This window comes from Heyndrickxia coagulans 36D1 (genome assembly GCF_000169195.2).
In the GTDB taxonomy this organism is placed as follows: Bacteria; Bacillota; Bacilli; order Bacillales; family Bacillaceae_C; genus Weizmannia; species Weizmannia faecalis.
This window is the reverse complement of record NC_016023.1, coordinates 276,800-289,992: the sequence shown is the minus strand read 5'-3', so window position 1 is coordinate 289,992 and position 13,193 is coordinate 276,800. Positions and strand designations below refer to the sequence as shown.

8 protein-coding genes are annotated in these 13,193 nt (G+C 40.3%); 3 read left to right on the top strand and 5 right to left on the bottom strand.

Annotation, left to right across the window (positions count from 1 at the left end):
* Window positions 1–227 precede the first annotated feature (227 nt).
* The 3 genes from BCOA_RS18595 to BCOA_RS35500 all read left to right on the top strand — a co-directional run bounded on the left by BCOA_RS18595 (window position 228) and on the right by BCOA_RS35500 (window position 4,739).
* Window positions 228–524, top strand: coding sequence for a WXG100 family type VII secretion target (locus tag BCOA_RS18595; RefSeq protein WP_035181994.1), 297 nt, complete (start codon window positions 228–230; stop codon window positions 522–524).
* A 517-nt stretch (window positions 525–1,041) separates the two neighbouring features.
* Entirely contained in the window at window positions 1,042–4,443 is a 3,402-nt protein-coding gene (gene esaA, locus BCOA_RS18590; protein WP_014095668.1) for a type VII secretion protein EsaA, read from the top strand.
* Window positions 4,368–4,739 carry a hypothetical protein gene (locus BCOA_RS35500; protein WP_128890942.1) on the top strand — a complete coding sequence of 124 codons (372 nt, stop codon included), beginning with the start codon at window positions 4,368–4,370 and terminating at the stop codon, window positions 4,737–4,739. The genes esaA and BCOA_RS35500 overlap by 76 nt, the downstream gene beginning before the upstream one ends.
* A 251-nt stretch (window positions 4,740–4,990) precedes the next feature.
* Here BCOA_RS35500 and BCOA_RS18585 read toward each other — a convergent pair whose 3' ends face one another.
* Genes BCOA_RS18585 through BCOA_RS18565 form a run of 5 tightly spaced genes read right to left on the bottom strand, consistent with a single transcriptional unit; the run spans window position 4,991 to window position 12,288 of the window.
* A complete protein-coding gene (locus BCOA_RS18585) occupies window positions 4,991–5,713 on the bottom strand; it encodes a M48 family metallopeptidase (RefSeq protein ID WP_014095665.1) in 723 nt (240 codons plus the stop codon).
* Window positions 5,714–5,726: 13 nt separating this feature from the next.
* Window positions 5,727–8,834 (bottom strand): type I restriction endonuclease subunit R, encoded by a 3,108-nt coding sequence (locus BCOA_RS18580; protein ID WP_014095664.1) that lies wholly within the window; start codon window positions 8,832–8,834, stop codon window positions 5,727–5,729.
* A gap of 39 nt (window positions 8,835–8,873) precedes the next feature.
* Window positions 8,874–10,157 (bottom strand): restriction endonuclease subunit S, encoded by a 1,284-nt coding sequence (locus BCOA_RS34355; RefSeq protein ID WP_014095663.1) that lies wholly within the window; start codon window positions 10,155–10,157, stop codon window positions 8,874–8,876.
* 8 nt (window positions 10,158–10,165) lie between these two features.
* Window positions 10,166–11,695, bottom strand: coding sequence for a type I restriction-modification system subunit M (locus BCOA_RS18570; RefSeq protein ID WP_014095662.1), 1,530 nt, complete (start codon window positions 11,693–11,695; stop codon window positions 10,166–10,168).
* A complete protein-coding gene (locus tag BCOA_RS18565; protein WP_014095661.1) occupies window positions 11,695–12,288 on the bottom strand; it encodes a restriction endonuclease subunit S in 594 nt (197 codons plus the stop codon). Before BCOA_RS18565 ends, BCOA_RS18570 begins: the two co-directional genes overlap by 1 nt.
* Window positions 12,289–13,193 lie beyond the last annotated feature (905 nt).

Here is a 13,193-nt window from a genome sequence, read left to right as displayed (position 1 = left end):
TCTTCTCCTTTTCTTGTAAATATTTAGAATGATAGCAAAAAAAGGAAGGAAAGTAAACCGCTTTTTGGCAAATGAATGTGCCAAGTGATGTACTGCAAGCAAAAGATCAAAACAAAAACGGGCCAGGAGCCGACCAAAATGTCTTTTTACACCGGCTCAAAAAGACAAAACCGTCGCAGCTTTCCACTGAACTGTCTTTTACAACAGCTCAAAAAGACAAAATGATGGTGGCAGGACAAATTCGAATGACGCCTGAAGAACTCAAGGCAAAGGCACAGCGCTATGGAAATGCCGGGCAGCAAATTGAACAATTGTTGAGGGACCTTACCAATCTGCAAAATGAATTACGTGGGGAATGGGAGGGCCGTGCGTTCCAGGGCTTCGATGACCAGTTCAACCAGCTGAAGCCGAAAGTACAAAATTTTGCCCAGCTCATGCATGACATTAATACGCAGCTGAACAAAACGGCGGATGCAGTTGCGCAGCATGATGAAGAATTGTCCCGGAACTTCGGGCTTCAATAACACATCTGCAGTCTTTTTCCACAAAGAGCCACGCGACAGCCGTTGTGTGGCTTTTTCTCTATTGAAAATGCAAGACGGAAGCTATCTATCTTGAAAGACGCGCTTGTTCATTTTTATTCCTTTGATGGTGCTGCATTCATGCCGGCATGGGCAATGAACCTGAAATATGCACCTATTATAAATGAACTTAAGCTCAGCTGGGAGAGCGCCACCTTGACAGGGGGGAGGTAGCTGGGTCGAGACCAGTGGGAATCATCCTTGAAACCCTTAGTTTTTACATTGAGACAAGGTCATCCATTTGTAAGATGATTCCTTTTTGCAGCCGGCAACAAAGTAGCAATGGTTCATTCATTTTATAGTTTTGAAAGAAAAATTCAGCATAAAACGTGTATTGAACGAATGAAACTACGTTTTCTCGCCATATCTGAAACTTCCATATCGGTTTTCACGCGGCTTACAGCTATAGAAACATCCATTTTAATTCCAATCAAACAGGAACGAGGGGAGTGGAAAAGTTTTGAGAAGATGGTTAGCAGGGGGAGCCGTATTTCTTCTATTTATACTTGTCCTGACATCTGGCAGTTCTTATTTTGGGTTAGATGCGGCAAAGCAGGGAACCACGAGCGATGATGACAGGAAAATGGCAGTGGCGCTCGTCAATGAAGACGAAGGCGGCCAATTTAATGGAAAAAAATACACATTTGGAAATGAATTCGTCAAAAGTATCGAAAAAGACAACAGCCAGGACTGGTATGTTGTAAGCCGCGGGATGGCGGAAAATGGACTGAATGACAATACATACAATATGATGATCGTCATCCCAAGCGATTTTACAAAAAGGGCATTATCCATTGATTCCAAAAATCCGCAAAATATTGTACTCAATTACAAAGTCAATGCATCGGACAGCTCTGCTTTAAAGGAAAAAGCTGAAAAAACGGCCGGCTCTATACTCGAAGATTTTAACCGGCGGATTATCGATGTTTATTTTGCCAGTGTCCTTGGCAATCTGCATGACGCGCAGGACAATGTATCCGCCCTTGTAAACGAAGAAAAAAAACATACATCAGATTACATTCAACATGTGAAGGCACCGATTGCCGGATACACCGGGCAATTTGCAACGGTCCAGGACCAGTCGCAGCTTTCAAAAGAGGTATTTAAAGGATTTCAGGATCTGCTGAAAAGCAACAGCAGTGTACTGGCAGATGGCAAAAAGGAAGGGGACTCACTCCAAAACGATTATTTGGATTATGTCAAAATGAAAAATATGACCGACTCCCTTGCCAAAAATTTCAGCGACCGTCTTCTTTCTTTAAATGACGCGCTAACGAGCGAAGCCGTCAAACAACAGCTTGATGGCCTTAACCTTGCAAATGAAGCGGTGCGCGCCCAGTTCAGCAATAAAACGGGTGAAGATGCGAATATCCGCTTCGAATCCGATACAATCCGGCAATATCTGGCTGATACGGCGAATGCGCTTCGTGCGCAGCAGAACGACCTTGAAACGACTCTCCAATCCGACCTGCAGCAGTCGATTAGCGGGCAACTGCAAAAAAATTTCAGTGCGGGGGATCAGAAGGTCTCGTTAAACCGGTTTTTTGAAGGACCTGACAAAGCAATCCGGGATGCCATTGAGCGCGAAATTGAAAAACTGCCGGCTCTGAAATTAGAGGAAGTTGAAAATGCCGGTTTGGATGAATCAGTATCTTCTGGCTTAAAAAACGTCATTTCCGTTACGAACCAATATGACGAAGAATTCGGATATAAGCCTTTATCAAAAAACGGGACGCTGCCGATTGTGGAACAAGTGAAGGACATCAAGAAAAATCTGGAGGAAAACGGGCTTGTTTTATCGGATGAAGTCGCAGACCTACCGGAAATGAAGAAAGACGGGCAAATCTTTACGCTTCAAATCCCGGATGCATTTACGTTGGAAAAACTGACCCTCGTTCTCCCTGGCGGCGAAGAGAAATCGTATGGAGCAGACGATGTAAAGGATAACGGGGTCGCGCTTCCAAAAACGGCTCAAGGGCCTTTTTCAGTCAAAGCAAAAGTCGTGTTGAAAAAGGACCGGGAAGACGTAAAACTTTTTGAGCCGGTTGCCTGGTCCTGGAAAATTAAACAGGAAGATGCGGGAGACAGCAAAGGAAAAACCGGTGATGACGGGAGTAGCCAAAAGAAAAATGGAAAAATGGAAAAAAGCAGCACGGCTGGTAACACCCGCACCAATGCAGCACATGCAAGCAAGGGCGGAACAACCGTTAGCCGCACTTCAGAGAGCACCGGTGGAAACGAAAACAGCGAGGCTGGTGATAAAGGAGACAGCGGTTCTAAAGGAAGTGGATCCAGCAATGGCGGTAGTCCGGCAAATAGCGGCACGGAGACCGGAAACAAGGCCGGCAATACACCGGGGAATGGCTCTGGGACTAGCACAACAAATGAGAATCCGGGGAACGGCACAGCAAACGACAATCCGGGGAACGGCTCCGGTACCGGAAATGGGGCTGGCAACGCGCCGGGGAATGGCTCCGGAACCGGCACAGCAAACGACAATCCGGGGAATGGCACAACAAATGACAATCCGGATAATGGCACAGGAACCGGAAATGGAGCTGGCAATACGGATAACGGCACGGGGACCGGAACAGGCACGGATCCTCAAAATCCCGGAAATGGTGACGCCGGAAATGGGGGGACCGGGGACACAAGCGGAAACGCGGGCGGCACACAGCAGCCAGAACCGGTCACGATTGTCAACAATACGATTTCGCACCAAACGATGACGATGCTCACGGATGATCTGGAAAACAAACTGATGAAGAGTTTAAATGAAACAATCCGGGAATATCAGAAGACCGCCATGCTGTATGAACTGTACTTTGGAAAAAATGCAGATGATTTGGCGGGTGCCGGCAGCTTAAAAGATGCTGCGACGGAAGACTCGCTGTACTACCTGTTTAACAAGCAGAATATCGCGGATGTCCTTGCCGCTTATATTGCCGGGCAGATTTCAGAAGATGTCCGTGCACAGGCGGCAGCATTGAAAAACAAAACGGACGGCTGGCTCGAGCTTGTGGAAGAAACGCAAAGCCATGCCGATCAAATGGCATCGCAAATCCAGGCTGCCATGGCACAGGCGGAAAATATGAATACCGCCATTGCGGCAACGCTCCAGCAGCTGGATGACTGGCGGCAAACTTCGCTCGATCTTCAAAAAGACAACGGGCAAATGACTGAAAGCATGGGAAAAGAAGGAACAACGGTCGTTTCCCTCGGGGATCGTCTGACAACGCTGCTTGCAACAAGCGAATCATTAAAAGAAGTATCCGAGCATAACCTGCATGCTGCGGACACCGTTTTTACAACCTTTGATGAGATTGACAAGCAGGCCGGGGACATCAAAACGAGCGGGCAGACTTTGGTTAAACGGGCCAATTCGCTTTCTGACAATCTGCTCAACAAGCTTTCGGGCGATGAGAAATTTGCGAAAAATTTCGCAGGTGTATTGGCAAAAAGCCGTATCGGCAACCGTCCGAATGAAGATTTGCTAAACTTTTTGTCCAATCCGGTGCAGACGAAAAACAGCGGGACGATCGTTGCAAAAGACAGTTTTGTGCCGTACTATCTCGTGCTGATTTTCTTCATTTCCGCACTGTTTACGGCTTATGTCCTATCAACCTTTGAAAAACGGCGCGCCTCCGGCAGTTCTTTCGAAGAAGAAAAGCCGTTGTATGCGACCATTATGCCGGCGGCTGTACTGACTGCCGGCACAGGAATTGTGGAAGGCCTGCTGATTGGCGCAATTTCAGCTGCCTATTTGCATATCGCAGAGGATAATATTTGCCATGGATCGGATTGTCCGTTGCCATCAGTTTTTCAATGGTGGCTGTTGCCGTATACTTGTTGCGGCAACTGAAGATGGTCGGCATGTTTCTTCTGTTGATGGTGCTTTGCCTGTATTTGTTTCTCACGGATACGCTCGGCATCCACTTTGATCCGGCCTCGGCAGCTGCAATGTGGCAGCGGGTTTCGCCTTTACAGTATATCCAGAACTTGCTTGCTGGGTTTGACAGTCACAATGTGGATTCCGTGCGCTACCTGATTGTACTCGTTTCTGTTGGCTTATTGGCAGAAATCGGCCAGCTGTTCGTTCTGAACCGCTTTACAAAAGCAGGGGAGGCGGAAGATGACGATGTCCATCAGGCACTTTAATGTGGCAATCGCGGCTTTGTTTGCCGCGTTTGCCCTTCATGCTATGCCGGCAAAACCCTCAATTAAATACCGTTATTTTCAACTAATTTAACAAAATTTATCAAATGGGATTTGTAGCTATGAATATTTCAGGTTAAAGATAAATTTTTTAGAAATGAAATATAACATTCAAAAGGCAGTTCCTAGGTTAATATTCCGGGAACTGCCTTCTGTTGTTTTATCTAGTTGTTTTTAAACCGAGTAGTTCACTTCTATAGGTCTTTAACTACTTCTTCATCTAATATTGCCTTTCTCTTTTCCCAATCGGGCATTAGAGAATACAGCATTTTATAAAAGTTGTCGCTATGGTCGTTGTATTTAAAATGAATCAACTCATGCAGTACAACATAATCAATACAATATTTTGGGGCTTTTATCAGATCGGTGTTTAATAAGATTGTGTTTTTTTCTGTTAAAGCTGAGCCCCATCGTGCTTTCATTGAACGCAAATCAATATTTGGCTTATCGACTCCATATTTTTGAACCAATGGAAACATTTTAGCAAGGGATTCATGGAATGTTTTTTGAGCTTTTTCACGATACCATTCATCAATTAGTTTGGCTTTACGATTGACATTTTCTGTGTCTTTAACGTAAAGATAGATAAACCCCCGAAAATATTTCACCTTCTCTTCCTCTTCTTGCATGACCCGTAAGCGATATTGCTTTCCTAAATACTTAAAGGTTTCGCCGCTTACATATTCTCTTTCACTTTGCCTATATGGCTGAACATCTTTAAATGTCTTGACATTCTTTAATATCCATGCACCCTTCGTTTTTACAAAATCACAAATAAAGTCTAGCGGCACTCTGTCATTTGCAGTGACTTCAATCGTCATATCCGGTTTGATATTAAGATTAACATTTTTCACTTTTTTTCGCTTCAAGACGAAATCAATGACTTTATTGGCGTACTCGATTTGATGCTTTTCCATGCTGTTCCCGCCCTTAGTAACGTCTTAGAGCAACTGTTTTAATTTGCTCAATAATTTTATCAATCGTATCAAAGTCGATTTCCAAATTATGCTTTTCTTTAAAATCAAAGAGTAGATCATCCAACTCTTGGGCAATTCGATTATGAATCTCTACATTATCATGCCAATCGACTTTTTGGTGTTCTTGAATGATTTCATCTATTTTTAATGCTAAATCTCCGAGAGTGTTCGTGTCATAAGTTGCAGCCGTTTCCTTTGTTTCACTCAAAATATCTTTCGTTACTCCGTAAAAGGCCTGTGCGTTCCGATTTTCTTTTATTATTTCAGGATATCTTTCTGATGATTCACCGCGACGATAATCATTCATGATGTCCTTCATTCGGTTTAAATACTCTGCTTCCGAAATGCGTTTATCTTTGTATTCTTGAATCGCCTCTTGTATGCGCTCAGAAAACTTTTTATAGTAGGATGGATTTTCATCCCACTTTGCATGAATGCTCTTCGTTAAACGAGTACGAATCGCATCCGCTTTGGCTCTCTTTGACTCTAAGCGCTCCAATTCCTCTTCAAAAGCTTTTGCGTTTAAAATATCTACAGGATTCGTAATGCGGATAACTTCCTCAGCAGCGATATAGTTATCCATTAATTTCTGCATTTTCGCTTCATACTCTTTATGGTCAATGGTATCCGAATAACGCAGCTTCACACTTTTCCGCAAATCTTGGAAAAACTTGAAATCCTTTTTGTACTTTTGAAGTTCTTCAGGTGGTAAAGTATTATAGATTTTCTCCGATTCTAACGCAATCCCAAGGTTTCTGCCAAAATTGCTTAAAACGCCATAAAACTCTTCTCTGCGCTCCTCGTCCTCCAACCATACTTCATACTCTTCTCTATCGTTCTTGTTCTTAATTGGTGCAAAAATTTGCCATAAATCGGAATAATATTGCCGTAATGATCCAATTACGCTTATGACATCGTAAATAGCACCTTTTAAATCTTCCGGATCAAAGTTTTCCAAACCTGCGCCGGAATACATCTGCATGGCTTCATCCAGTTTATCCAATAAACCACGGTAATCGATGATTAAACCATAATCTTTTCCTTCATAAAGACGATTGACCCGGGCTATGGCTTGTAACAGTGTATGTTCTTTCATTGGCTTATCGACATAAAGCACCGTCGCTCTTGGCGCATCGAAACCTGTCAGCAATTTATCCACGACAATCAGCAAATCCAGTTCGTCGCCGTTTACAAATTCATCTTTGATCGCATCCTCATATTTTTCAGGCGTTCCGTAGCGATCCATCATTCGCTTCCAAAACCGCTGAACTTTATCTTTTGATTCCTGATCTACTACTTCATGTCCTTCCCGTTGATCAGGTGGGGATATGACAACGGCACAATTCAAATCACTAAGTTCCTCGAAAGCCTCAAGATAGCGTATCGCTTCAATTTTACTATTGGTGGCCAACATCGCTTTGAATTGGCTTCCTTGTGTTTTATAGTTTTCTACAAAATGTTTGTTAATATCTTCCGCAATTAAATAAATTCTCTGTTCCGAAGAAGCAAGTTTTTCATATTTACTCCATCTTTGCTTTACTTCCTCTTTTTGCTTGTCATTCAGATTGCGTGTAATCATTTCTAAACGATGATCGATCGCCTTTTGATTCACCGATTGTTCCACCATTTTTCCTTCATATAAAAGGGGAACGATCGCTTTATCCCGAACACCATCGGCAATTGTGTATTTATGAATGAGTTTGCCGAATTTGATCAATGTGTTCTTTTCTTTTTTCATTAATGGTGTCCCCGTAAAGCCGAGATAACAAGCATTTGGGAATACTTTCTTCATTTTTAGATGAAGCTCGCCATACTGTGTACGATGTGATTCGTCGACTAAAACAAAGATATCCCTGGATTCAATTGACTTTTGTTTGGAAGACGCTGTATCAAACTTATGAACTAAAGTCGTGACAATATCAGAATGGTTATCATTTATTAAATCTACCAAATGGCTTCCTGAAGTTGCACGACTTGCTTTTAATCTTGTATGGCTGAATGTTTTATGTATTTGTTTATCCAATTCAACCCGATCTGTTACAACAATGACTTTAGGATTGAAACCGCGCAGCTCAGATAATATATACTTGGCTAACATCACCATAGTTAGTGATTTACCTGAACCTTGTGTATGCCAAATCACGCCGCTTTGACGATTGCCGTTTTCATCTCGTTCTTCAATCGTTTTTATAATTTCTTTAATGGCAAAGTATTGTTGATAACGGGCTACTTTTTTCACGTCTTTATCAAATAAGGTAAAGAACTGGGTTAACTCTAACAAACGCTCGGGGTGAAACAGTGAAATAATGTTCTTATCTTGCATGGTTGGCAGTCTGCCTTCCACTGTTTTATCCAGCCAGTTCTGCAGCCATTCCGCTTTTTCTTCTTTCCAAACAGACCAAAACTTCTTCGGAGTATTGCATGTTGCGTATTTGGTTTCATTTTTATTCGTAGACATCACAATTTGAACAAACTTAAACAATTGTGGCGCATAGTCTTTTCCTTGATTGCGAATCATTTGACTGATTCCTTGATTCATAGAAATTGACGCTTTTTTACATTCAATGACCGCAAAAGGAATCCCGTTCACAAACAACACAATATCCGGTCTTACAGTACCGCGCCCATCCATTCGTTCCACTTCAAATTCTTCCACTACATGAAAGACATTATTTTCGATGTTGTTCCAGTCGATATATTGAATGGTAAACGATTTTTTCGATCCATCCGGCAAAAACTCTGTATAGCTTCTTCCGTTCATGATGGTCTCATAAATCACTTCATTCGTTTTGACCAATCCATTGGTCAGCGGCTCATCTAAATCACGAATGGCTTGGCGAATATTGGATTCGCTAAATTGATAAATTTGACTTTGATACTCATAAGAATTCAATTCTTTTAGCTTTTCCTCTAAAACGGTTGTCAACAATACATGATGTAGGTTTCCCCGCATTCTTTCTGCTTCTTCCGGTGATAGGTATTGATATCCTAACTTCTGCAAAACTTCAATCGCCGGAACTTGGCTGATATAACGTTCATCGTAACTTTTCTCCCTTTGCATTTTCACACCTCCGCTTCTCATTATGAAACAGTAAACATATTACACCTTCACACGGACTTTTCCAGTTAGAAGTAATTGCATAAGGCCTTTCTTTTGTTGTTTTAGTTCTTTAGTTTCTTCCTCTAACAGTTCTATTGCTTTATCCAAATTACCAATAATAGAACCTATTGCCTTTTGTTCTTTTACATCTTTTGGAATAAAAATTTTTGTGTTTTCTACATCTTTTTTTGATACTTCAAGAAAGGTACTACCACTGGCAAGTTTTTTGAAGATAGGAATATAAATTGACAAAAGATAATAGAAAAATTCATAATCTAAATATTCTTCATTGCAAACAAAAGACTTAAATCCTTGGTTTGTTGCCATTTCAACCCTATTTATTGAACGTGGACCAATAGTTGCACGACTACACATTAAAATACTGTTTTTAGGAAGAAGATTAGCAGAACTATTTTTCAATCCCTTTTCTGTTATTGTTTGTTTTGTATTACGGATAAATTTACCTGATGATGTAATATCAGTAGGAGTACACCAAGGAATGTTTCCGTCCCAGTTTTTTTTATCATTAGTAGATGGAGTTCCACCACTTACAACATTACATACTTCCTTGATTTTAAATTTACCCCATTCCCCTTCAAACCCAGGCAATCTCACTTCACCCGTCAACAACTTCTGCATTAACCCTTTTTTCTGCTTTTTTTTCTGCTCTATTAGCTTTTCATTTAGCTCAATTGCCTTGTCCCAAGTGGAGAGAATTGATGCAATTTTTTGTTGTTCTTTTATTGGAGGTGCTGCTACTGGAACATCAAAAAAATCAGTAACGTTTAAATTTAGTAGACCATCATTTCTCACACCTGTATTTATTACCCTCGCTAAAAATTTATTCAATTTTCCGGTTATAAAATAGTGCTTGTAAAACTCAGTAACCCCTTCTCTTATTTCAAAACAATAATATACATTTGGAACTAACGCCTCTTCATAATCTTCAAGCCTATATATACATCCATAAGGATAAGTTTTTGAATTTCCTTTGTTATATGCAAACTCATTTTTTCTAAGCAAAATGTATTTTGCAAGATTTTCCCCTGCAATTACCTTGCTAAATCTTTCAGTTTGATTAAGGAATCCTCCTTTTGAGGATATGGTTAATACATTATGAGACTTACCATCATTCTTTCTTTGGACTCTATTTGATATATCTTTTAACTTTTTCACTTTCCAATCCTTTGGAATAGTACCTATTTTTGTTTTCTGATATCCTATAGAATTTTCTATAAACTTAGCTTCGGCATTTATTTGCTGTAAAATATTTTGACTATTCATTTTCACACCTACAATCCTAACTCTTTCAAATACTTTTCCATCTGTGCTTCTACTTCTTTAAGTTCTTTCTTAATATTGGCGATATTTTCTTTCACCGCTTCCATATCGACCGGTTCTTCTTCTTCGAATGTATCGACGTAACGTGGGATGTTTAAGTTATAGTCGTTTTCGCGAATTTCATCAATGGTAGCGACATAGGAGTATTTATCAATCGTTTCCCGTTTCTCATAAGTTTCCACAATTTTTTCGATATCTTGTTCTCTTAATTTGTTTTGGTTTTTGCCTTTTTCATAATGTTCTTCACCAGAAGCATCAATGAAGAGGACGTCTTTTCTTGTTCGGTCTTTTCGGAATACCATAATACAAGCTGGAATTCCGGTACCGTAAAATAAACCTTCCGGAAGCCCGATGACAGCATCCAGCAGATTCAGCTCAATAATTTGTTTGCGGATTTTTCCTTCACTCGCTCCTCTGAAAAGAACACCATGAGGCAGGATCGTCGCCATTCTTCCGTTTTCCGCTAATGAATACAGCATATGTTGAACGAACGCATAGTCCCCTTTTGAACTTGGCGGAACGCCCCATTCAAATCTTCTATATGGGTCAAGGCTTGCTTCCATTTTAAATTTTTTATCTGTGTTTCCTTCACCGGCAAATCCCATGGCCCACTTGTCTAATGAAAATGGGGGATTCGCTACAATGACTTGGAACTTCATTAACTTGCCATCTTCCAAATGCAGTGGATTCGCTAATGTATCTCCCCATTCAATTTTTGCATCATCAATGCCATGCAAATACATATTCATTAACGCTAACGAGTGTGTTGCACCATTCCGTTCCTGACCGTAAATCGCCACTTTTTTACTTGGTACTTGTTTTGCCACTTTAATTAATAATGAACCTGAACCACACGTCGGGTCATAAATACGATCGTTTTCTTGCGGTTTTACTAATCGTGCCAAAAGTTCTGAAACTTCGGCTGGCGTGTAAAATTCTCCACCCTTTTTCCCTGCATCTGAAGCAAAAAGCCCGATCATATATTGATAAGCATTTCCGACAATATCTTCATTTCCTAATTGCGACGGTCTTAGAGATAATTGATTAAAATCCTCTAACAAAGAACGGAGCATGGCATTCCGTTCTTTTGCTTTCCCTAGAATCGCCTCTGAATTAAAATCAATATTGCGGAAAACGCCACGAAGTTTCCCCGAGTTTTCATTTTCAATTCGTTCCAACGCTTTGTTTATGATCTCCCCGATTTCCGGATCATTTCTTTTACTATATAAATAGTCAAAGGTGGATGTTTCATCCAATACAAACCGTTCTCTCGATAATGCACGTTGAATGCGTTGTTCATCTCCATTGTAGCGCTTTGTATATTCTTCTAATTTCTCTTTATACGTATCACTCAGATACTTAATAAACAACATGGTTAAAATGTAATCTTTATAAGTTGATGAATCGATTTTTCCTCTAAACGTATCGGCAGCTTGCCATAAAACGCTGTTAATTTTCTCTTGTGTTGTCTGTTCAACCATTATTTCTCCTCCTGATTCTTACCACTTAAAATTTGTTGAGCAATGCCTTGAAATAGCAGCTCTTTTTCTTCAATCAGCTTCTTATACAATCGTTTTTCTTTTTGATGGAGCTGATATAGTTCTATTAGTGCTTTTTGTTTGGAAAGTGATGCAGCTATAATAGGAATGGTTTTTAAAACATGTTGATTCGTACTCGGTATCCGACTTCCCGCTTGAGAACGCTCCAACTCTTTTTTCACATTCCACGTGTTAAGATACCATGCTATGTATCGGGGCATAACTTTTGACTGATCGACTTTGATAATGGCAAAGTAAGATGGAATCAATAAGCCGCTGTACTCTTTATCGATACAGACTGCTGTATACGGCTGACTTAACCGCATCAATACATCGCCTTCTTTGGTAAAGTAATGATCTTCTAACTCATCATTACTAACAAACTCTTCAAACGAATCATTTTCGAGGAATCCATCTTCGCTTATATTTTTAAGAGACAGCAGTTTATATGTGGCCTTTGCCGTATATTCGATCTCCGCTTTTTTCCTGCTTAAAACTAGACCCGTCTTTATGTCAGCAATTTCACCCAGCAGCATGTCGCACCTCCTCCAAATGTCAAATTTAATATTTAACAAATTCGTTAAATAAAGTATATGACTTTTTTACTCTGCGCGTCAATTGTTTTTTTCAAATACGCAACTATAATCCCAATTTTTTCAGAGATATACAGGATATGCCTTGCCACGTCCCAAAATTTCAAGATGGATGGTGCCAGAGAAGCGCCTTGACTCTCTGTCTTTTTTGAAAGCGGGGGCAAAACCTCGAGGTGTTCTTGTTCTTTAAAGAACTAACGTCAGAATTTCTTCATCGGTTCATCGACCAATCAAAATGAAAGCAGATAGGTTCTAGAATTACTGTCGCCAATTCACTTGGATCCTCTTTGATTATGCCGCTAAGCCGGGAATTCAGCTAATCTGTACAACTAGCGAGCATGCCCGCGACTCCATGTAAAGTTTCAAGAACAGTCACTTATGATTAGTGTGCAGCATACACTTAGCGCGGTTGCTTGACCTTAATTTGTTGTCCGGTTAAGTGTAGACGATTCATACTATTAGCGAATGAAGTTCATAATACATTTCAGAACGGAAAAACTTTAGCTGAAGGACGGATTTTTTGGTTTTCATCTTTATCTTATAAAAGTATTCAAAACATGCACTATTTTATCTAACATAATGTACTTTTTTACTCGTTTCGCGTATAATAATATATAGAAGTATATAAAATAAAATGAATACCAAAAAACTTGGAGGTGTGATGATGAGCGAGACCAAAAAAATAATCGGAGAAAATATACCCTGAATTATTCACAGAAATTCAGAAACTTATTATAACTTATGGATTACCAAGCCTTTTCGGCTTTATTGTAATTCATTAAAAAAATGAAAAAAGAATCCATTTCTGTTAAAGTTAAAGTAACCAAAACAAAAACCAAACAGAAAGG